Genomic DNA, 20362 nt, shown 5'->3' with positions numbered 1-20362 from the left:
TGCTTTGCGAGCGGTTGGCTATCCGGGGGACGTTCGGTAGCAGTCCTTATTCTGGTCCTTCGACCCTGTACCCGCTTTCTTCCAGAATGGTGACCGCCCGAAGTCACGCCACTCCGTATCGGAGCCACATACAGGCCTCGTACCGCTCTAAGAGTCGCTCTTCCGCATACTCAATCGCACCAGCATCCCGTAAGCGACGAAGGTGCTCGACGGTGAGAGGTGCCATTTGGGCTTTCAAACTGGCGAGTTCTTCATCCAATTCCTCCACAGTTCTCCGAACTGGGGTCAGAGACTTTCTCATGGCACCTCCGTTCTTAGTTTTTAGGATGGGGAAGATAATTACGCATTTTAGACAGCTAAATGGGTAGGTTTCTACTCTCGCGCAAGCTAGTCTCGCCAGCGGGTGATAAAAATGCCGACTAAGTGTCCGCGGTCCAAGAAATCAGGCAATTCCGGAGGAAGGAGCAACGATGAACGAGCAGCAGTCGGAAAAACTACGTTCCTATTACGACAACACCGACACCTCCGATCTCATGGAAGATGCTCAACCAGGAGACCTGGGCAATGTCGCAGACCCCGAAGCTAGCGTTGCGTTTACTGTCACCATGCCTAATCGGGTTCTCCGCACCGCGCGGGGAATGGCCGCAGCCGAGGGAGTTTCTACCAACGATGTGCTCCGGCGGTTCATCGAAGCCGGAGTGGATGATCGGGCTGGGGCCGAAGCCTCAATTCCAGTGAGCAAGCTCCTTCGCCTCATTGACGAAGCCCGCGGCGCCTAACCTCGGGCGCCTGCCACCGGGCCTTTTGCTTGTCGACGGACCTTCGGTTCCCGCCGCAAACCGGCACCGGTTCGTAAAAGTTAACGAGCCAAATCTGACCTGGGGTTTTAGAGCCGAAAATTCCGAGGACCGTCAACTTCTGCAAACCGCGGCCTGCCGGTCCGAAAACCGAAGCCCGTGACACTTAAACTCGGCCAACATGAGCGATGAGCAGACCAACGCACCGCAGCGCGAGACCGCGTCCTGGTTCGATGACAACCAAGCTTGTTTAGACCACGTATTTAGTAACGGTGTGGTGGGTTTCGGGTAACGCTCGGGTGGGTATCGAGTAACAGCCGGGCCAGTGCGCCTTGAACGTATGCCATGGGTTCTCCTAGCTGTCCGCTCAGCCGATTCGACGTGTTGAGCTACGAGCTAGCGAAGCAGCACGTACAGCGGAACCGCCGGCCCGGGCCAAAAGGAGGGGCCTGGTAGCGGCTGAGTATTGACCGCGCCCAGCTGGGCTCATGTGAACAACCACACCACGACCCTATGCGCAGAGGGTGATGTTTTGTGCTGCGAGAGTTCACGGGCATTTTGCACGTTGCAGTGCCTCTGACAACGTCGGCGCACTGACGGGGCGCGTCACCAGTACCCTGTTCCGGACTGTTACTGGATGCTCACCATCGCGTTACTCGATACTCACCACGGTGTTACTAGATGCGACCACGCAACACAAGCTAACTGGGATTCCCGTGCCCACGCCCACATGTTCGGCAACTACGGCGGCAAAGACGAGCTGATCGCGGACAAAACTGCCATCAGCAGCGTCCTCGCGGTGGATATTGACCGCTTCGGCGACCTCACTGGGAAGTCCGTGTGCCACCTGCAGTGCCACGTGGGCACCGACACCATCGGGTTTGCCCGCCGCGGGGCGTCCCGAGTTGTCGGCGTGGATCTGTCCGCCGAGTCCCTCAACTACGCCCGCGGCTTCGCTGCCCAGGCCGACGCGGATGTCGAGTTCATCCAGAGCAACGTCTACGACGCCCGCGAAGCTGTCGACGGCGAATTCGACCTCGTCTACACCTCCGCCGGCGTGCTGTGCTGGCTGCCGCAGGTGCGGGGATGGGCGGAAGTCGTCGCAAAGCTACTTGCCCCAGGCGGCACCTTTTTCATCCGCGACGACCACCCCATGTTCATGACCATCGGCGAGGACGTCTCTCAGGGCCTGCGCATCGAGCAGCCGTATTTCGAAATGCCCGACCCGCTGACCTGGGAGGACGAGGACAGCTACGTCACCACCCCGGGCGCGCCGAAGCTGTCTAGCCCGCGCAACCACCAGTGGAACCACTCACTCGGCGAGATTGTCACCGCGCTCATCGACGCCGGCCTGACCATCTCCGCCCTCGAAGAAACCCCCTACTCCGCGTGGTGCCCCTGGCCCGAGCTCATGGTGGAAGACTCCCGCGGATTCATCCTCCGCGACAACCCCGAGCGCCTGCCGCTCCAATTCGCTATCACCGCGACGAAGCCTTAGGGGCCTTTGCCTATCGACGGGCCTTCGGTGGATCCACCGTCAGATGGGAAAACGAGAGTTTCTCCAATGGCGATCCCGCTGCCTCCCAGTCCGCGACAGCTTGGTGGATCTCCTTGAGGAACGCAACGTCGACCTCTGGCATGTCTTCACTCGCGTACATCTCTCGCTCGATGCGGGCCGCTGTGAAGACGTGGAATGGGGATTCTTCCTCAGGGAACGTCTGCCGCACGGCGGCGAAAAGCTCCGGATTGATGTCGATTTCCCACGGCGTCTTCTTCCACCCATCCGGATCCTGGATAGTCCAGAGGTGTGCGTAGTAGTCCCGGTCCAGACCCCGGCGGCGCTTCTCGATCTCCTCTAGGTACTCGCCGAGGTGGTACTGGATGACCTCGTCGAGCACTGCCTTCTCAATGAATGCGCCCTCGAGCTGTTCAACCAGAGGTCCGGGAGGGATCCCCGCGGCCTCGTACTCTTCCATCTTGGATTTCAGCGACCCCTCGACGCGCCGCTGAAAGTCCGACTGCATGTACCTGTAGGTCGAATCAATGTCGTGGTCCGGGATGTGGGGATTCCAGGTACGCATGACCTTTTCTACATACTCACGCTCAATCATTTCGCGGTCCTCTCTGCCGTCTTCCGGCGGTATCGAATACGTACATGCTGAGACGTTACTTAGCGTCCCGATATGCAAATCTCAGAATCGAACAGAGTGTCTAGTATGCGGTGTTGTTGCGGGGGTTCGGTGACAGTTAGCTCTCGGCGTTCTCCAGCTGCAGCACCCACCGTCCGAGAGTTCCGTCGACGATGAGGCCGTGAAGAAAGTCGTGCCCCATCAAGGTAGAGACGGTGAGAATCTGCGTTATCACCGCAAGCACCTCTTCGCTTGAAGCGTCTTCCGGCTTGTGAGTAGCGAGATATTCGGGGAGGGGAGCATTCTTCAGAACCGTCGCTGCGTCGGGATGCTTGAATGGTTCGAAATCGGCAGCAAACTGATCCCGGAGTTCTGCTGTCGAATCCGCATCACTCCTTAGAGACTCAGCCTCTGCGAATTCGTCGAGGTATTTCGTCATCGGTGAAAACTTGTTTTCAGGGGTCGGCGCGGGAGTGGTTTCTGCCTGGCTGTTGCCCGCTTTGCCGTTCTTGGTTGGGCGAAGAGTAAACACAAGCTCGTTGGAATCGAGTCCAATGTGCTCGAAGAGCGCACGAAGGAGAGTCATCTTCGCGTTTGTGCTCGTGGCGGTGAACACGATCAAGCTGTCATCGAACCGGCGCCATTCCGAAGGAGTGTCATCCGTCGGGTTGATCACCTTGATCTGGCCGTTCGCCTCTGCGAAATCTTGAATGCTAGTCCTGTGCTCACGCACGAGGTGAGTGAGCAGCACCTGCACCATGTGAGCCCAGCTTTCCACGGTCTGATGGAAGTCTCCGATTTGGAACGAGGCGATATCGCGGTTGGTGAAGCTTGCTTCATCGCCCATGGGCTCTGTTGGCAGCACTGCGGCTGGAGGCTCGAAGTCAGTCGTGGGGGATTTCCAGTACTGGAGAGCCGCGTCTGTGAACGCCTCCGTTCGGTCCCGCATTTGCTCGACGCCCCATGTCTCAGTCGACTTCACCATGTCGTTCAGACGGTACGGCGTGGCATCGAAGCCATCTTCCATTGACTTCTTCCGTTCGAAAGAAGCATTGGAATAGGACGAGTTGTACCCGGTCACGGTGAGGTTTCCAATGCGGTTCAGCCAGGTCTCGTGGATTTCTTCCGCATCCGGACCCAACGCTTCCTTCCAGGCAGGAGTCAGCGTTTGCGGCATGATGTGCTCGATGGAGATGTCTCCGTCCTGCAGTGCGCGGGAAATGTCTCGGACGTCCTTGGATTCCCCGTTCTCCAGCACATCGAAGATGTAGTCGCGCCAAGATGCTCGGAGCGAGTACATGTTTTTGGTCGCGAACGCTTCCTTGAATTCAGTGTCGCTGGGGAATCGACCGGAACCGGAGCGCCGAAGAAGCGTATAAGCAAAAATCTCGGAATAAGGCTGATTGTCGGTCCGCAGTTTCGAAATTTCGGAGAATGCGGTCGCGAAAATCTTGTTCAGGGAGTTAGTGGCAATGCCAGCGACAAAGCGGCGCGTGACAAACGACTCGATAATCTTGAGCACGCTGTAGAAGTCATCGTACGTCGTGGCTCCATTTTCCACTTCCCGAAGGAGTGGAAGCAGGAACGGGAACGTGACAGCACCACGAATCGGATTCATGCGCTGAAGCAATCGGTCGACCTTGTCGTTTCCGGTTTGCGCGTTCTTCAGCTTGCGGTAGTACGTCGAGTACTCGTAAAGATCGTCGAGCACCTCACTTGTCTCCAAGTTTTTCTTGGAGACGTAGGTTTTGAAAGCATCGTAAACGTCCTGCTCCCTCGGAGTAGAGGAAGTCTTAGTTGTCAAATACCAGCGGATGAAAGCGTCCGTGCCGAATCCGCTGTTCTCTTCGATGGGGTTCCAACGGTTTTCGTACAAGCGGGTCTGGGTAGCCGAGTCCTGCCCCATGAGCACGAAATTTCGGATCTTGTCTGACTCTTTGAGCTCGAGTCCTGTTGAGTTCAACGACTCGAAGATTCGTTGAGCGTCGTCGAAATCTTCGAGGTCGAGGTGCATGACCTCGAGGCTGCGGATAGCTTCCCACATTTGGTCCGCAGTGAATGGAGTGTTGGCGAGGCGCTCTCGGAAATATTTGTAGTTCGCCGTGATGTTGGAACCGGGAATGAAGTTCTTTTCCGGTCCGAAAAGGCGTCGATACGCCTTGTCGTCGTCCTTGACCGGCTTCAGTTTGAACTTCGTTTCTTCTTTGTAAGCGCCGATGCGGAGGTAGTCGTATTCGATTTTCCGGGCTAGCTCATCGTCTTCTGAGGAGATGGTGCCCTCATCAAGCGACTTCGCCAGTGCGAGCATAAGCAGGCTCACCGTTGTGAGACGCTGCTGCCCATCAATGACAACCCACTGCCACGATTCGGGCTTGCCCACTACCGCGCCGAAGAAATGTTTTGGGCGCTTCTCGATGATGATGTCTTCGAGATCCTGAAACAAGCGCTCGCACTGTTTAATCTGCCAGTCGTAATTGCGCTGGTAAACAGGGATGAAAAGCGTCTTATGGTTGCCATCGAACGCATTCAAAATTGGATTGGTGGTGCCCTTCATCGGTGGCTCAACTTCCTGCGTAGGCGGTTTGTACCAGGGGCAATCATCGTGGTCGGTTCGAAGATCGCCTTTCAGTAATCCAAGCTAGTCGACGGCCCGGCCGGCATGTCGGGGATGGTTGTTATATTCGCAAATGTGTCCGAAATGGGCACCCCTTCCTAGTGGCGCGTTCGTCTCCGTCACTAGGCGGGACGAGTGCGCTCTTTGAGAAGGGTTCACTCCGACCGTGGGAAGGGGGTGAGATGGATGCCTACGCACGAGTCCGGTAACCAACCGGAAAAGCGCAAGGCTCGGAACGCGATGGTCGAGATCGCGGTCCGAGCCTTAGGCGGGCTACTGGCCAGGCTGCTCGAGGACATGGTCCACGAGCTGTTCAATTGGCCAGATAGCTAGTCTCGCCAAACCCTCGCGCTGACGATTAAAGCGGCGCGGGGGCCTAGCCGTTTGGCCGACATGATCACCAGTCATGTCGTGTCCCAGTGTAACTACATATCCGACATGTACAAGGGTCTGGTTGATTTGTGGACATTCCGTCACTTCCGGAACAAGTTAAACAGCGCCATTACTCCCGAAATCGCAGCGGTGAGGCCTCCGAAGAAGAAGCCGAATGCGAATACTCCCGCGATGAAGGACTCGGCGTCCGGGTCGAAGGTCTCGATGCACAAACCGAACAGGAAGAAGCACAGCACACCGAGGCCCGCGGACCACTTGAACACCTTGGCGGCCTTCGGGCGCTTGACCGGCGGGGGTGCGGGTTCCGTCGAAGCTGGGGTGCTCCAGGATGAGGGCACCGGCGCAGGGGTGTGCTGCGGAGTTTGCGCGGCGGTGAGGAGCTCTTCGGGGGTCGGGCCGGAAGGCGAGGGTGCTTGCGGTTCGGCGACGGGCGTTGCCTCAGCGGGCTGGAGAGGTCGTGTGGTCAAGTCCAGCTGAGCACCGTGGGGAGGTAGCGGTTCCGGAATACGGCTGAATATGTTGCTCTGCGGATCGCCTGGCTGTCCCGTGCGGGTTGTCTCCTGGTCCATTGCTTCTCCATCCGGCGGTTTATCTTCTTCCCCGAGACTAGAGCAGTAAGCGGCCTACTGCGCTGGCTCGCAAAATGAAGGACGGAGGTTCCACGCTCCGCGAGATGGGGAAGGCGCTCGGGGTGTCGTACCGGCGGGCGACGGAGTTGGCGGCGGGGGAGAAGGCCGGAGGGCGTCGATAGGCAAAAGATCCATGGAACCGGCGGCGGGTTCATTTCGTCTAAAGAAGTGAAGGGCGAATGTCGGAGTGTCAATCTACGGTTGACAGATATGCGATGGGGGAGGTTGAACTATGAAGCGTTATGCAGTAATTAGGAAGTTGCGAGCTGAAGCGCGCAGACGCGGACTCGAATTTGAGGAGATATGCCTAACTCGCCATGACGCATGCCGGGTTGGAGACACGACTCGGACGCTGGGCAGACATAACGAGATTGATGATCTTGCGGCGCGGAAGTTCTTTGACCAATTTAAGAACGAGTTAGGAAAAGGGTGGTGGCGATGAAGGCGTTCACGGTGACTGCAGAGCGTGGGCCGAGCGGCGCTTGGGTGCTGGAATGCGACGAACTGGGGGTGGTTTCGCAGACCCGGAGGCTCGACCGTGCGGAGGGCGAGGTCGCGGAGGCGATCGCGTTTCAGTCTGGGATGCAGCCGGGCGAGTTTGAGATCGAGGTCGTGCCTATCCTGCCTGCTGAGGTTGAGTCGTTGCGTAAGCGTGCCGACGACCTCGGTGTGAAGGCGAAAGCCGCATCGGATGAGGCTGCGGCGGCGAGGTCGGCGCTGGCGCGCAAGTTGAAGGACGAGGGGTTCACGCTCCGCGAGATGGGTCAGGTACTCGGGGTGTCGTACCAGCGGGCGTCGGAGTTGGCGGCGGGGTAAGGAAAAGGAGGACGAGCAGCTTCAAAACGACTTCAATTTCTCCGCCAAGCAAGTGGATGGTTTTCGGGCAATTCTTGCAGGGGACTACGAGCCTTCTACCCCACAAATTAGCTTCTATGCGGAAGAGGAGGGCAAGCGCTTCTACATCTCTCACGAAGCTCTCAAGACTGGAGCCTTCGCGGCGCTCGTTACAGCTGCAGAGACAAGTCCAGAAGCTCTGGCAGCTGCGACTGTAGCCGTTTCATCAATGATGGGAGGGCCCATTGGAACAGCGCTGTCGGGTGGAGTAGCGCTCCTTGGAATCGGCTTCTTCATTGATTTTGCTGCCAAGATTACGGGCGCGATGGTCCAAGGTAAAGGCGTTGCATTGTACGTTAGCTGGGGGTTCCCGCCAGTTAAGCCAAAGATTGAATGAGAAGGGCGTGCGCTATGCAAAAGAAACTGGGACTGCGGTTTTGGAGTCCGCTGCTAGTAGGTGGCGTTGCTCTTGCGCTACGCCACAACCTCGATGACGGCACCTATGCAGATGCACCTGTGGTTACCGGTGTGTTCTTCGCCGTCACGGCCGCTGCGGCACTGTGCTTCGTTGCTGTGGCCGCGTTGAAAGCGGACGGGACCCAGCAATCAGCTCAATCACTTCTTATTCGAGACTCGATAGCGGCGCTTGCGATATTCGGTATGGCACTCATCGAGTGGTCAGGCACTGTGCTGGTGATTCTTTTCTGTGTTGCTGTTTGGGGTGTTGCCGCTTACATGCAGGCCCCCGAAAAACCGTCCCTCCATTCCAACCGGTAAGTCGGCGGTGACCGCATCTCATACGTCGAGGGGCGGCTAAATTAGTCGAATAACTCCAGCACGGCCGTGCGGTTCACTTTGCCCGGCCCGAGCTGCGGCAGCGCCGCCACCGACTTGAGCTCCTTCGGGATCTGCCAGTGCGCGATGCGGCCGGCATCTTCCGCATCAGCCAGCGCGTCCAGGATGTCCGGCACTGCCGCGGAGCCGGTGTAGGCGGCGCAGATGCGCTGGCCAAAGCGGGCATCTTGCTTGCCGACGACGCAAGCGGCGGTCACGCCGTCGATACGCAAGAGCTCCTCTTCCAACACTTCGGGGTGAAGCTTGAGGCCGCCCGAGGAGATGACGTTGTCCGTGCGGCCGAGGACGGTGAGCACGCCGCTGTTGAGCTCGCCGGCGTCGGAGGTGCGGAACCAGCCGCCGGCGAGATCGGGGGAGTCGAAGTTGTGGTAGCCGCGGGCGACCATGGGACCGCCGAGGTGGATGCGCCCGTCCTGGATTTTCACGCGGGCTCCGGCGATGGGGCGGCCGTCGTAGACGCAGCCGCCGGAGGTTTCGCTGGAGCCGTAGGTGGTGACCACGTTGATGCGCAGCTTCTTAGCGGAGTCGAGCAGGCGCGGGTTGGTGGCTGCGCCGCCGACGAGGACCGCGCTGAAGGTTCGCAGCGCGTCGATGCCCTTGAGCGTGGAGGTGGCCTTGGCCAGCTGCATCGGGGTCAGGGCAGTGTAGGTGCGCTCGCCGGTTTGGGCGAGCTCGTGGGCGCGGGCGGCAAACTCCGCGACGTTGAAGCCGCGGGTCAGGTCAATGAACGCGGGCTCCACACCGGCGACCATGCTGCGGATGAGGACTTGCAGGCCGGCGATGTATGCGGCGGGCATGGCTAGCAGCCACTGGCCCTCACCGCCGAGCGCCTGGTGGGTCGCGTCCGCACTCGAGATCAGGTTCGCCGGGGTGAGCATCGCGCCCTTCGGCTTGCCCGTGGAGCCGGAGGTGGACACGACCAGGGCGATGTCTTCGTCGATGGGCGCGCCGGGCTTCAGCGTGTTGCGCAGCAGGTTCGTGCGCGCCGGGTCGTTCGCGGGCACCGGCAGGAGCGTGCGCTGGCCGGTCAGCGCCTCTTCCAGCGCGGGGATGATGGCCAGCGGGTTGGCGGGGTCGACGGGGAGAAGTTCCAGCAGGTGGGTCACTTGGCGGGCGTTTCGTTCTCGAGAGGGGTCGTGGGGTTGGTGCGGGCGAAGGTCTTGCGCGACAGCGGGCCGTCGATAGTCGCCCAAAGCCCCGCGGCTGTGAGTGCGGTGAGCAACACGTACATCACCGGCGCGCTGTGGGGCGCGATGAGCACGGCAACGGCGTTGAACCCGATGTGGCACACTACCGCCAGCGCCCAGAGCTGCCAGCGGCGCTCGCGCACCGCGCGCAGCACGATCAGGGTGAACACCACGTGTGCGGCGATCGCGAGCGCGCGCTCGTACCAGCTCGCGGCGATCATTCCCATGCCGATGTTCTGCAGCGCCTCAATCTGCTCTGCAATGGCCTGCGCGGTGGCGGGGTCGTCGTTTCCGGTGGCCTGCGCCTTGATTGCGTCGCCGGTGGTCAGCAGCATGATGTTGCCGATGAACAGGTTGGTGAAGAGCAGCAGCGCCTCTATGCCGCCGTGGCCCAGGCCGAAGCCGACGCCGTCGTTCCACTCGCGGGTGTTCTTGTCCCAGAAACGCAGCACGATCCAGCGGGCGGTCTCCTCGAACAGGCCCGAGGTGACCAGGAACAGTGCAGTGGTCAGGGCGGTGGCCGTCGCTGGATCGAATGTCTTGCTGAACAGGAACTGCAGCGGAATAACCAGCGCGAACCTGGCCACCTGGGACAGTGGGAACGCCAGTGTGCCCCAGCCGAGCGACGCCCACCTGAAGCCGAGCCTGCGCCTCCCCACGAACCACGCGGCCAGCACGAGAGCGGCCAAGCCGACGAATTGCAGAATGAGAAGGCCCATCGTCATGGCAGAAACGATACCGGTGCGGTCGTGGCGGGTCGCGGTGGGCGGTGGAGCGGGCGGTGCGACGGGGCGGATAAACGGGCGTTTGCGGCGAGGTCGATATCTCGATGTCGATAGTTGCTGGTCACAGCGTTTCGTCGAATTTTGGCCGAAATCACCCCCGACGCGCTGACCTGGAACTATCGACCTGGAAGTATCGACATCGAGCCATCGACCCGGCTAGGCCCGCTCCTGGTCACCTGTAACGCAGGTCTCACTCCCCACCGATTACATAGACATGAGGAAGATCATCGCACCGGCCGTCGCTGCGGCGACCGCCCTTTCACTCACCGTCCCTGTCACTGCGACCGCCGCCACCTTGACCCCGTTTACCAAGGACGGCACCAACTACTGCCGCGTCACGCTCAACGACGTCGAGCGCGGCCCCGCCAACCAAGCCGAGCGCGCCGCGAAAACGCTCACGCACGGCATGTACGCCACCTCGGTCACCGAGGCATTCGAGGCAACGTTCCCAGAGCTTAAGAAGCTTGGCGACGATTACGTGGCCGAGCCGGACGTCGTCAAGCATTTGCGCCTGCTGCGGGACGACAAAACGCCCGAGGGCGACGTCCGCGCCGACGTCCGCGCCGCCGCGAAGGAGAAGCTGGCGCCGCTGGGCCTGCACACCACCGACGCCGACTTCTACCTGGACATGAAGGAAAGCGCCCAGATCCCGCTGGGTCCGGCCGGCCGCGCGCTGAAGGGCAACGCCGACTGGTTCGTGGGCATTGACGGCGGGGTGCCGAAGGCACAGCCGCTCGGCGACGATTACGTGTTCGGCCGCACCGGCAAAAACACCGCGCAGTGGCTGCGACATGTGGAGGGTTGGCAGCGCGACGCGTTCGCCGCGAACATGAAGGCAACCTACTTCGGCCAGGTCCAGGACACGCTGGAAAGCTCGTATTACTACGCGCTCGAGGAGGCCAAGACCTGCCACGACGGCACCAGCCACGTCATCTTCCCCACGCAGGATTTGAAGCTGCCGGAGACGCCGAAGCTGGAAAACGCCGACCTGGGCGACACCGCGCCTGAGCCGGGCCCCGCACCGAAGGACCCGGTGGAGACACCGGACGAAAAGGCACCGGAGACCTTCGACGCCAAGCTGGCGCAGATCATCGGCATCGTCGCCGCGGTGCTCACCGCCCTGGGTGCGCTGTTCGCCCTGCCGCAGAACGCAGGCGTCAAGGGCCTGCCCACCATTCCGCAGATCCCGGGGTTGACTAAGTAGGTCTCCTCCTTGGGGAGGATGTGGGGGCGCGGAGGCGTCGATAAGCTAGACGCCCGTGCAGGTGAAGACGGGTGATGCGGTGCTCGCGGTGGCGGCGGCGGTGCTTGCCGCCGTCTACACCGTGAGTGCGATCAGCGACCCGGGCGCCGCCGCCTGGGCGCAGGCGCTGCTGTCGTGGGGGTTCGTCGCTGCGTTCGCGGTGCTCACCGGCAAGCCGCGGGTGGCGTCGGCCGCGTTAGTGGTGCTCAACACCGCCTGGGCGCTGGTGTGGCTGGCTGCGCCGGTGAATCTGGGGTATTCGCTGTGGGTGCTGGCAGTGCCGGTGGCGGTGTTCGTCGCCGGCAGGTACGCCGGCAAACGCTTCGCACTTGGGGTGCTGGCGGCGGCGTGCGGGTGGGCGTTGCTCTCCCCGTTTATGTGGACGTGGGACGAACAACTCGTGTTGTTCTACCGCCGTGGCGCAGACGGCGCGCTCACGCTGGCGCTGCATTGGGCAGCGTTCGCAGTGGCGTACCTTCTGGGTGCGAATCTGGCAGGGGAGGAGGCCGCCCGCCGCAGGGCCGCGGAAGCGAAGGAGCAACGCCTGGCGGCGGCGCGGGTGGACGAGCGCCAGGCCATCGCGCGGGACATCCACGACGTGCTGGGGCACTCGTTGACTCTGATTAAGGCGCAGGCCAACGCGGGGCTCGCGTCCGGGCGCGAGCGGGAGGCGCTGCAGCAAATCAACGCCGCCGCAGGTGAGTCGCTGGCGGAGATCCGCCTGCTCGTGCGTGGCCTGCGCGAAAGCGATCGCGGGTTCGCGCCGGTGGCCGGGATCGCGGATCTGCCCGCGCTGGTGCAGCGTTTTCGCAACGCCGGCATGCAGGTCGCGCTTGACGCCCCGCCTATCGACGTCCCTCCGGTGACCTCCCTCGCCATCCACCGCATCGTGGCCGAAGCGCTGACCAACGCGGCCCGTCACCAAGTTGACCCGGTCGTCTCTGTAAAAGTGACACCGGGGCAGACTGTTGTGGTGGAGGTGGTCTCTACCGGGCGGGTGTGCCCGCAGCCCGGCACCGGAGTCGGTTTGGAAGGCCTGCGCGAGCGCGCCACGAGCGCCGGCGGCACGCTCGAAGCATGGCAGGCAGGAGAGGAATTCACCGTGCGGGCGGAGTTGGCGGCATGATCCGGATTTTGCTTGCGGACGACCAACCGTTGCTGCTCAGCGCACTCGAAACCATCCTGGACGCGCAAGACGACATCACCGTCGCGGCCACAGCCGCCGATGGGGCGGAGGCGGTGGAGAAGGCGCGGGCGCACCGCATCGACGTCGCCGTGCTCGACATCCGCATGCCTGTGCTGGACGGCATTGCCGCCGCCCGCACAATTATGGAGCTGGGCCCGCGGGTGATCATGCTGACCACGTTCGACGACGACGCGCTCATCCACGCAGCCATCGACGCCGGCGTCCACGGATTCCTGCTCAAGGACGCAGAGCCGGACGTGCTCGCGGGAGCGGTGCGCGCGGTGGCCGGCGGCGAATCCGTCCTCGCGCCCGGCGTGACCGGCAGGGTGATGGAGTGGGTCCGCGAAGGTCCAGGTAGCCCGGCGTTGGCCACTGCGCTGGAGGGGCTGACCACCCGTGAGCGTGAGGTGCTCGCCGAGATCGGCCGCGGAGCGACCAACGCAGAGATCTCCGCCGCGCTGTACATCGCGGAAACCACAGTGAAAACGCACGTATCCAGTCTGCTGGCCAAACTCGGCGCGCGTGACCGGGTGGCGCTGGCGCTGATCGCGCAACGCGCCGGCATCTCCTCCTAGAGGAGGAGGGATAGTGGTCCCGCCGGCCGATGTGTAAGGCTTGCTCACCGCGGACGATAGGGGCATGACCGATACACAACTCGCCTGCCGCGGTGTCGCAGTTTCGTTCGGCGGGCACCAGGTGCTGCGCGATATTTCACTGACAACCACCCCGGGCCGCGTCCACGCGTTGTTGGGGCCCAACGGCGCGGGGAAATCGACGCTGATGTCAGTGCTGCTTGGCCTGATCCAACCCGACGCGGGCGAGGTGACACTAATGGGCCAGCCGTTCACCCGCGAGGCGCTGCGGCACGTGGGCGCCTCGATCAATGACCCCGCCTTCTACAGCCACCTGAGCGCGCGCAACAATCTGCGCGTGCACACGACGCTGCTCGGCCTGCCCGACTCGGAGGCGGACCGGGTGCTCCAACTCGTCGGCCTGCAGGGCGCAGGCAAGAAGAAGGCGGGCACCTTCTCCACCGGAATGAAGGGCAGGTTGGCGCTGGCGCAGTCGCTCATCGGTGAGCCGGAGGTGCTCATTTTGGACGAGCCCCAAAACGGCCTCGACCCCGAGGGCATCGCCCACCTGCGCGCCTACCTGAAGGACTACGCCCGCGCCGGGCGCACTGTGCTGGTCAGCTCCCATCAGTTGGGCGAGGTACTGCACATGGCGGACGACGCCACCGTCATCGCCGGCGGCGACGTCCGCTTCGCCGGAGAACTTGCGGAGCTGGGCCCGAACCTGGAGGAATCCTTCTTCCGCTTGACCGCAGGGGGCAGGAAATGAGTCTGCTTCGCGCCGAATGGATCCGCGCCAAAGGCTCAACGCTGTGGTGGCTCGCAGGAGCGGGGCTGCTTCTTGGCCTGCTGCTGACTGCTTTTTCGCTGGTCGGTGATGTTGGCTCCGCGAAGTCCCTGCTGTATCCCCAGGGGCTTTTGGTCACCGGCATGGCCGCACCCGTAGCGGCGCTGTTTGCGGGGCTGGCTGAAAACCGCGAGCGCGACACCCGCGCCGGGGGCACACTCTGGCGGCCCGGCTCTTACACGGGCACCCGCGCCGCCCGCATCACAGTGGTGTGGCTGGCCCTGGCCGTGTTCGTCATTTTGGACTTCGTGGTGCCCGTTGCGGCGGCGCTAGTGTTCGGCCTGGACGGCGCTGCGCAAGTCGCGCTCGTCGGTGCGTTTGTGTGGCTCGGCATGCTGGGCCCCGCGGGCCTGGCAGCCGCGGCCACCCGCCGTGTTGGGCTGTTGCCGACGCTCGTAGCCGCATTCGTGTTCACCATCGAGCTCGGGTACTTCGTGGAGCGAAGCTGGTGGTGGTGCAACCCCGGTGCCTGGCCCGCGCGCTTGGCGCTGCCCACGATGGAGATGCACTTCAACCTGTTGCCGCTGGAGGACACCTCGCCCATGGCTGGTGAGTCGCCGTTTCCTGCGCTCGCGCTCACCTTGCTTCTAGCCACGGCCGGATTCGCCGCTGCCGTGCTCACCCCGCGCCGCACGCGACCCATTTTTAGGCGCCGCACCACCCACGAAGTCGTTGCGCCCGCGCCTGCTGGGCCGGCCATGCCGAGGCCCGCGCACACCGGGTTTGTGTCCGCGTGGAAGGGGGTTGCGAGGGCGGGGCGGATGCCGTCGTTAAGCATGGTGCTTGTGCTCACCGCACTGGTGCTGCTGTTCGCCATACGTTATCCGGCGGACGTGCGCCAGGCGCTGTTCGCGTACGCGATCCTCCCGGTAGGCGCGGGCGTGTTGCCCACGCTTGTGTGGCCGCGGATCCGCCCGGCATGGGCGCTGATGCAAGTGGAGCACCCGCGAGTCGGCGTCGCGTTGATGAGCTGGTTTACCAGCATCGTTGCGCTTGTGTGCCTGCTCGCGGGTGTGGTGGCTGGGAGCGCGCGTTTTGGTGTGCTCGCCGCAATTGCCGGCACCGTCCTCACCCTCGCCGCGCTCGCTGTGACCGTGCGCTTCGGCGTGATGTGGACGCTGGCGGCGACAATCCTGGTCACGATTGTTTCCGCCACGATCGGCGGCGACGTGCTGGCGGAGTCCTTCCTGTGGATCGCCGCGGTGCCCGCCTGGCCCGTCACCGCCACCGGCCCGCGGGTGTGGGTTGCGCTCGCGGTTGGCGCAATCCTGCTAGCCGCGGTGGTGGTTGTGCTGCTCCGGGTACTGCGCGGGATGCGCCCGGTCCGGCGCTGAGCCGCGCTTAACCCGCGCGGTTGAGCGGGCCTTCCGCGTGGTAGCGCCCGGTGGGGGCGTTGTAGGTGGCGCGCTCGCGGGAGTCGTTGATGGAGAAGTGCCAGGTGCCGCCGTTGTCGCAGGTGCCTTCCGTGATGTTCTCGCGGAAGCCGTCCTGGATCTCCTCGCCGGCTGAGGCGTGCACTGGCTCGAGGAGGCCCGCGCAGCCGAGGTCCGGGTAGGTCACCGGGATGCGGCCGCCGCGGTCGCGGGTGCCGAACTGCACGCGGTAGGACTGGTCGTTGAGCTCCGGGATGTCGGAGACCTGCTTCATGGTGCCTTCGCGCGGCACGTTCAGAGGGTCGGGCTGGTCCATCTCCGCCAGCTGCGCGGTGTCGGTGGTGGGGGTCCAGTGGATCAAGGTGGCGTCGTCTAGCGGGTTGCCCACGACGGTCTCCTCCGGGCCGAACGCCTTGACCAGGCGGTTGCCGTGCAGTTCGAACTGGGTCGCGGTCAGCGTCGTGCCGTCCGTTTCGTATTGCGTCAGTCCCGGCTGCACGCCGGCGGTGAACACGGTGGGGTAGGTGCCGGCGGCGTCAACCAGGTAGCCGGCGGTGGCCGTGAGGGTGCCGTCGAAAAGCTGCAGCACGCGCACCGGTGCCGGGCCTTCCTTACCGGCGCGCAGGAGCAGCTCGAGCTCGGTGTCGCCGTCGACATCGATGAGGTCGTAGGTGAACGTGCCGTCGAGGCCGTCCTGGTCGGCGAAGTATTGCGCCGGGTCCGCAAGTGCTGCGGCGTACGCGTCGCGCTTGTTGGGTACCGCCGACGATGGCGGGGGCGCGGGGAGGTTGTCTTCGTCCGCAACCGGCGCGACAGGGTCGGCAGCGGGATCGTCGGCGGGCGGGGTCGCAGGCTCAGCAGGGGCGGGGGCATCAGCAGGCGGTGCCGCCTCCGCGGAGGTATCGGCGGCATCAGCGGCGGTCGGGGTGTCTGGAATGTTTCCGTCGCACGCGGCCAGAGTCAGCGAGGCGGCGACGATTGTGGCTGTCATCGTTCGTCTCAACATGCCCGGAGCGTAACCCGCGGACCTTGAAGCGCCCTGAAATACCCGTACAGGTGTCTAATAGTAGCGGGGGAATTGGCTCCGACGTGGTGCGCGGGCTTTTTGTTACCGTCGGCCGAAATGTCCTTTTCGACAAGATCACTGCTGAGCACCAATGTCTACTTTCGACCCACCCGCCCGACCGACCGCCCCCTCCAGCGCGTTCTTGGAGCGCATGGATGAAGCCGTCCAGGACCGGCTCGCGGAGGCGGAGCCGGACTTTAACCTTGGGACCAGAAGCCCTGAGCACCTGCAGTCCTGGGAGGACGCGGAGGCGCGGGTGGAAAAGGTCCGCGCGGACCTCGACCACATCGTTCGCGACCTGCACGCCCACCCGGAAGAGGCGTTTGAAGAGCACCACGCGCAAGCGGTGATCGCCGGGGTTCTTGAACGCCACGGGTTCCAGGTGGAACGCGGTGCACATGGCGTATCGACGTCAGTGCGGGCCGAATGGTCCAGCGCCGATTACGACTCGACGGTGCATCCCACGGTCGCCGTGCTGGCCGAGTACGATGCGCTTCCCGGCATCGGCCACGCCTGCGGGCACAACGTCATTGCGGCCGCTGGGGTGGGGGCCTTCCTCGGTGCCGTGGGAAGCGGCAGCGGCCGGATCGTGTTCCTGGGCACCCCCGCGGAGGAGGGGCACACCGGCAAGGAGTACATGATCCGCGGCGGGATGCTGGACGGCGTCGATTGCGCGGTGATGGTCCACCCGTTTTCCTACGACCTTGTCTCCCACGTGTGGGTGGGGCGCCGCACCCTGACCGCGACGTTTACCGGCGTGCCCGCGCACGCCTCGATGCAGCCGTACATGGGGCGAAACGCCCTCGACGCGGCCACGCTCGCCTATCAAGCGTGAGGGTTGCTGCGCCAGCAGATGCCGCCTTCGGACAGGTTGCATGCAGTGCTTTCCGACGGCGGAGCCCGCGCCTCGATCATCCCCGAGACCGCCACCCTGCAGATGTACGTCCGCTCGCTCTACACCGAGACGCTGATGGACTTAAGCCAGCGCGTGGAGGACATCCTCAAAGGCGCGGCCCTGATGACGGGCACGACCGTAGATGCGCAGTGGGACGAACATCCGATGTCGCTGCCTGTCCGCAACAACGCGACGCTTGCCCGGCGGTGGGGTGCGACGCAAGCGTCACGCGGAAGAGACGTGCTTCCGGCGGGCACCCTGCCGGATTCGCAGGCCGCGTCGACCGATTTCGGCAACGTGTCCCATCTGGTTCCGGGCATCCATCCGCTGGTGAAGATCGCGCCGGAGGGCACAGCGCTGCACACCACCGATTTCGCCGCGGCGGCGATCTCGGACCAGGCGTTTGAGGGCGCGTTCGACGCTGCGGTCGGGTTGGCGCAAACCATTGCGGACATCCTCAACGACCCGCAACTGTTAGCCGACGCGCAGAAGGAGTTCGAAGCTGCCGGCGGCGCGATCTCCGTCGAGAAGCTGCTCGCCGGCGCGGCCGAGCAGCCCTAGTAGTAGAAGGGGAATTCCTCCCAGTTCGGCGGGCGCTTCTCTAGGAAGGAGTCGCGGCCCTCCACGGCCTCGTCGGTCATGTACGCCAGGCGGGTGGCCTCGCCGGCGAAGACTTGCTGGCCCATCAGGCCGTCGTCGACCAAGTTGAACGCGAATTTCAGCATGCGCTGCGCGGTGGGGGACTTGCCGTTGATCTCGCGGGCGACCTGGATCGCCTCGTCCTCAAGCGAGGCATGCGGCGCCACAATGTTTACCGCCCCCATGCGCTGCATCTCTTCGGCCGAGTAGGTCCGGCCCAAAAAGAAGATCTCGCGGGCGAACTTCTGGCCTACCATCTTGGCCAAATACGCCGAGCCGTAGCCGGCGTCGAAGGACCCCACGTCCGCGTCGGTCTGCTTGAACCGGGCTTCCTCGCGCGAGGCGATGGTCATGTCGCACACCACGTGCAGCGAGTGCCCGCCGCCGGCCGCCCAGCCATTGACCACGGCGATGACCACCTTCGGCATCGTGCGGATCAACCGCTGCACCTCCAGGATGTGCAGGCGCCCGCCCTCGGCCTTCACGCGCGCTTCGTCGACGGTCTCTGCGGTCTCGCCGCCGGCGTACTGGTAGCCGGAGCGCCCGCGGATGCGCTGGTCGCCGCCGGAGCAAAACGCCCAGCCGCCGTCCTTCTCGCTCGGCCCGTTGCCGGTCAGCAGCACCACGCCTACCGACGGATCGCGCCGGGCGTGATCCAACGCCTGGTAGAGCTCATCCACGGTGTGGGGGCGAAACGCGTTGCGCACCTCGGGGCGGTCGAACGCGATGCGCACGGTGCCGTCGGCACGCGTGTCGCCCACGTGACGGTGGTAGGTGATGTCCGTGAAATCGAAGCCCTCGACCTCGCGCCACTGGCTGGGGTCGAAGGGCTGGGCGGTGGAGTAGCTCATGCGGCTCATCCTACGTGTCGCCAATTTCACAACAGAAGTGTGGAGAAATCCGAAGTTAGGTATTGCTTACCTCAGGCGGGGGGTAATCGTGAAAACCACGGCCTTTCCGACATCGCTCGCGTCGGTTTTTGCTTACGGCGTCACCACTGTCGTGTAAAGGGTGCGGACGATACCTTCCATCATTCTCACCCGTGCGCAAACTCACGCAATTCTTATCTACTTTAGTGCCGACTTTCAAAATCGGGTTGCGCCCGCGGGATGTGGGTTCTAGCCTCTTGGCTGGAGAACCTAAGTCGAGTGGCCGACTCTTCGGAGAGGGAGCTCGCAGTCCCTGGTTTTGGGGACAGCCCTAATTCAATGCGTGAGTATTGGATTAGCGTCGACACAAGGAGTAGTCCATGAAGAAATTGCTCGCAAGTCTCAGTGTTTCGGTGATCCTTTCCGGCGGATTTGTGACCGAAAAGGCGAATGCTAAAGACGTCACCGACTCAGATCAGATTGTAACCGTGAACAACAACAGTGACGCTGCGCGTAGCGTCTCTCCATCCGCAAAGAGCATTACAATTCGGAATGCCTCGGGAGGTGGGATCGGGGAGAAGATCGATACTCCTTCGGGGGTGCAACTCGAGTGGAGTATTGAGTCGCCCGTAGAGGAACATCAAAAGTCGTTCAGGGTAGAGGCGGATGGTCAGGTTGACCTGCATGTCGATCGGAACAGTGGCGCTCTACTCGTCCGAGTTGACGGATCTGATGTGGCGCTCATTGACGCTCCGTGGGCGCGCGACGCTGCCGGAAAGGCGCTCCCCACCCACTACGAAGTCGCTGGCGATACGTTCACCCAAGTTGTCGAGGTGAATCAACCCGACGTGGCCTATCCCATTGAAGCCGATCCCCGCGTGAATTGGGGGATTGTCAGCGGTCATATTTACTTCAGCAAGGAAGAAACTCGGCGAATGGCTGCCTCATCGGCAGCGGGGGCAGCAATTTCACCTTTCTGGGTTCTGGTTCCGCCCCCGTTCGGCGAGGTATTAGGGGCGTGGTGGGCAGACAATAGTGTTAACGTGACCGTCTGGGCAACAGCGGCGGTGGCGCAGGACAAATGTCTCGCGCTCAAAGTTGGCGCTACGGGCAGCGTTTCTCCTCCATCGTTAGGAGTAACTCCGGAACACTACACGCAGGGATGTGCTTAGCTGATGCCGATCTCTGGAGCAAATCTTCACTCTGCCAGGCTCACTAGGCGGGAGAGGGGCCTCAATCTCTCGTGGCTGGTCGCGCTGACGGTGCCCGCGTTGGGCTTGGCTTATTCGTGCATTACCAATGCACAGTCTGCAGCTGAATATTGTTGGGGCATCTCCGCAGCCGTAATTGTGTTTGGAGCCCTCTTCTATTTGGTTCCCAGGTATTCCCGCACGAAGCCCAGGCGATTTCTGCCCAGTTCCTTTGCTCCATTGTTTGCGGCGTACATCC

The 20362-nt window shown here is 62.9% G+C and carries 19 protein-coding genes and 1 pseudogene; 13 read left to right on the top strand and 7 right to left on the bottom strand.

What is annotated here, in order from left to right; genetic code table 11:
* The first annotated feature begins 470 nt into the window (after positions 1-470).
* A complete protein-coding gene (locus tag O5O53_RS01790; protein WP_038609488.1) occupies positions 471-779 on the top strand; it encodes a hypothetical protein in 309 nt (102 codons plus the stop codon).
* Positions 780-1527: 748 nt separating this feature from the next.
* A complete protein-coding gene (locus tag O5O53_RS01785) occupies positions 1528-2295 on the top strand; it encodes a class I SAM-dependent methyltransferase (protein ID WP_269508470.1) in 768 nt (255 codons plus the stop codon).
* A 10-nt stretch (positions 2296-2305) separates the two neighbouring features.
* Here O5O53_RS01785 and O5O53_RS01780 read toward each other — a convergent pair whose 3' ends face one another.
* On the bottom strand, positions 2306-2908 hold the full coding sequence (locus tag O5O53_RS01780; RefSeq protein WP_269508468.1) for a hypothetical protein: 603 nt from the start codon (positions 2906-2908) through the stop codon (positions 2306-2308).
* Positions 2909-3044: 136 nt separating this feature from the next.
* Complete coding sequence (locus tag O5O53_RS01775; RefSeq protein ID WP_269508466.1) at positions 3045-5480, bottom strand: DUF262 domain-containing protein; 2436 nt, start codon at positions 5478-5480, stop codon at positions 3045-3047.
* A gap of 246 nt (positions 5481-5726) precedes the next feature.
* On the opposite strand from O5O53_RS01775, the gene O5O53_RS01770 reads away from it, so the two are divergent.
* Entirely contained in the window at positions 5727-5873 is a 147-nt protein-coding gene (locus tag O5O53_RS01770; RefSeq protein WP_269508464.1) for a hypothetical protein, read from the top strand.
* A 140-nt stretch (positions 5874-6013) separates the two neighbouring features.
* Here the strand turns inward: O5O53_RS01770 and O5O53_RS01765 are convergent, their stop codons facing one another.
* Entirely contained in the window at positions 6014-6400 is a 387-nt protein-coding gene (locus O5O53_RS01765) for a hypothetical protein (protein ID WP_269508462.1), read from the bottom strand.
* 600 nt (positions 6401-7000) lie between these two features.
* Between O5O53_RS01765 and O5O53_RS01760 the strand changes: the two genes are divergently transcribed.
* From O5O53_RS01760 to O5O53_RS01750, 3 genes are read left to right on the top strand one after another with little or no spacing between them, the layout of a single operon-like run.
* A complete protein-coding gene (locus tag O5O53_RS01760; RefSeq protein WP_269508460.1) occupies positions 7001-7378 on the top strand; it encodes a hypothetical protein in 378 nt (125 codons plus the stop codon).
* 52 nt (positions 7379-7430) lie between these two features.
* Positions 7431-7793, top strand: coding sequence for a hypothetical protein (locus O5O53_RS01755; RefSeq protein ID WP_269508458.1), 363 nt, complete (start codon positions 7431-7433; stop codon positions 7791-7793).
* Between the two features lie 14 nt (positions 7794-7807).
* Positions 7808-8173: a hypothetical protein gene (locus O5O53_RS01750; RefSeq protein WP_269508455.1), complete on the top strand. Its 366-nt coding sequence runs from the start codon at positions 7808-7810 to the stop codon at positions 8171-8173.
* 41 nt (positions 8174-8214) lie between these two features.
* Here O5O53_RS01750 and menE read toward each other — a convergent pair whose 3' ends face one another.
* Both menE and O5O53_RS01740 read right to left on the bottom strand, forming a co-directional pair.
* A complete protein-coding gene (gene menE / locus O5O53_RS01745; RefSeq protein ID WP_269508453.1) occupies positions 8215-9357 on the bottom strand; it encodes an o-succinylbenzoate--CoA ligase in 1143 nt (380 codons plus the stop codon).
* Positions 9354-10163, bottom strand: a complete 810-nt coding sequence (locus O5O53_RS01740; protein WP_239307140.1) for a YhfC family glutamic-type intramembrane protease — start codon at positions 10161-10163, stop codon at positions 9354-9356. Before O5O53_RS01740 ends, menE begins: the two co-directional genes overlap by 4 nt.
* 274 nt (positions 10164-10437) lie before the next feature.
* Here O5O53_RS01740 and O5O53_RS01735 point away from each other — a divergent pair, with 274 nt between their 5' ends.
* The 5 genes from O5O53_RS01735 (at position 10438) to O5O53_RS01715 (ending at position 15405) form a co-directional block, all read left to right on the top strand.
* Entirely contained in the window at positions 10438-11427 is a 990-nt protein-coding gene (locus O5O53_RS01735; protein ID WP_269508451.1) for a hypothetical protein, read from the top strand.
* A gap of 55 nt (positions 11428-11482) precedes the next feature.
* On the top strand, positions 11483-12592 hold the full coding sequence (locus tag O5O53_RS01730) for a sensor histidine kinase (protein ID WP_269508449.1): 1110 nt from the start codon (positions 11483-11485) through the stop codon (positions 12590-12592).
* A complete protein-coding gene (locus tag O5O53_RS01725; protein ID WP_269027153.1) occupies positions 12589-13227 on the top strand; it encodes a response regulator in 639 nt (212 codons plus the stop codon). Before O5O53_RS01730 ends, O5O53_RS01725 begins: the two co-directional genes overlap by 4 nt.
* Positions 13228-13291: 64 nt before the next feature.
* Positions 13292-13993, top strand: a complete 702-nt coding sequence (locus O5O53_RS01720) for an ATP-binding cassette domain-containing protein (RefSeq protein ID WP_239217581.1) — start codon at positions 13292-13294, stop codon at positions 13991-13993.
* Positions 13990-15405, top strand: a complete 1416-nt coding sequence (locus O5O53_RS01715; protein ID WP_269508447.1) for an ABC-2 family transporter permease — start codon at positions 13990-13992, stop codon at positions 15403-15405. The genes O5O53_RS01720 and O5O53_RS01715 overlap by 4 nt, the downstream gene beginning before the upstream one ends.
* A 7-nt stretch (positions 15406-15412) precedes the next feature.
* On the opposite strand, the gene O5O53_RS01710 is transcribed toward O5O53_RS01715, so the two are convergent.
* Entirely contained in the window at positions 15413-16435 is a 1023-nt protein-coding gene (locus tag O5O53_RS01710; RefSeq protein WP_269508445.1) for a hypothetical protein, read from the bottom strand.
* Between the two features lie 166 nt (positions 16436-16601).
* Between O5O53_RS01710 and O5O53_RS01705 the strand changes: the two are divergent.
* Positions 16602-17966, top strand: a pseudogene (locus O5O53_RS01705) (M20 family metallopeptidase).
* Here the strand turns inward: O5O53_RS01705 and O5O53_RS01700 are convergent.
* Positions 17963-18895: a 1,4-dihydroxy-2-naphthoyl-CoA synthase gene (locus tag O5O53_RS01700; RefSeq protein WP_269508443.1), complete on the bottom strand. Its 933-nt coding sequence runs from the start codon at positions 18893-18895 to the stop codon at positions 17963-17965. The pseudogene O5O53_RS01705 and the gene O5O53_RS01700 sit on opposite strands and share 4 nt — an antisense overlap.
* Positions 18896-19293: 398 nt before the next feature.
* Here O5O53_RS01700 and O5O53_RS01695 point away from each other — a divergent pair, with 398 nt between their 5' ends.
* Positions 19294-20085, top strand: a complete 792-nt coding sequence (locus tag O5O53_RS01695) for a hypothetical protein (RefSeq protein WP_194560160.1) — start codon at positions 19294-19296, stop codon at positions 20083-20085.
* Positions 20086-20362 lie beyond the last annotated feature (277 nt).

The sequence above is a fragment of the Corynebacterium faecium genome, from assembly GCF_027257105.1.
Classification (GTDB): Bacteria; Actinomycetota; Actinomycetes; order Mycobacteriales; family Mycobacteriaceae; genus Corynebacterium; species Corynebacterium lehmanniae.
This window is presented reverse-complemented; position numbering and strand designations above follow the sequence as displayed.

Bases quoted from the DNA above. Each gene is read 5' to 3' on its own strand.
- O5O53_RS01790 (WP_038609488.1), top strand. From the start codon at position 471: ATGAACGAGCAGCAGTCGGAAAAACTACGTTCCTATTACGACAACACC.
- O5O53_RS01785 (WP_269508470.1), top strand. From the start codon at position 1,528: ATGTTCGGCAACTACGGCGGCAAAGACGAGCTGATCGCGGACAAAACT.
- O5O53_RS01780 (WP_269508468.1), bottom strand. From the start codon at position 2,908: ATGATTGAGCGTGAGTATGTAGAAAAGGTCATGCGTACCTGGAATCCC.
- O5O53_RS01775 (WP_269508466.1), bottom strand. From the start codon at position 5,480: ATGAAGGGCACCACCAATCCAATTTTGAATGCGTTCGATGGCAACCAT.
- O5O53_RS01770 (WP_269508464.1), top strand. From the start codon at position 5,727: ATGCCTACGCACGAGTCCGGTAACCAACCGGAAAAGCGCAAGGCTCGG.
- O5O53_RS01760 (WP_269508460.1), top strand. From the start codon at position 7,001: ATGAAGGCGTTCACGGTGACTGCAGAGCGTGGGCCGAGCGGCGCTTGG.
- O5O53_RS01750 (WP_269508455.1), top strand. From the start codon at position 7,808: ATGCAAAAGAAACTGGGACTGCGGTTTTGGAGTCCGCTGCTAGTAGGT.
- O5O53_RS01740 (WP_239307140.1), bottom strand. From the start codon at position 10,163: ATGACGATGGGCCTTCTCATTCTGCAATTCGTCGGCTTGGCCGCTCTC.
- O5O53_RS01735 (WP_269508451.1), top strand. From the start codon at position 10,438: ATGAGGAAGATCATCGCACCGGCCGTCGCTGCGGCGACCGCCCTTTCA.
- O5O53_RS01725 (WP_269027153.1), top strand. From the start codon at position 12,589: ATGATCCGGATTTTGCTTGCGGACGACCAACCGTTGCTGCTCAGCGCA.
- O5O53_RS01720 (WP_239217581.1), top strand. From the start codon at position 13,292: ATGACCGATACACAACTCGCCTGCCGCGGTGTCGCAGTTTCGTTCGGC.
- O5O53_RS01715 (WP_269508447.1), top strand. From the start codon at position 13,990: ATGAGTCTGCTTCGCGCCGAATGGATCCGCGCCAAAGGCTCAACGCTG.
- O5O53_RS01710 (WP_269508445.1), bottom strand. From the start codon at position 16,435: ATGACAGCCACAATCGTCGCCGCCTCGCTGACTCTGGCCGCGTGCGAC.
- O5O53_RS01700 (WP_269508443.1), bottom strand. From the start codon at position 18,895: ATGAGCTACTCCACCGCCCAGCCCTTCGACCCCAGCCAGTGGCGCGAG.
- O5O53_RS01695 (WP_194560160.1), top strand. From the start codon at position 19,294: ATGAAGAAATTGCTCGCAAGTCTCAGTGTTTCGGTGATCCTTTCCGGC.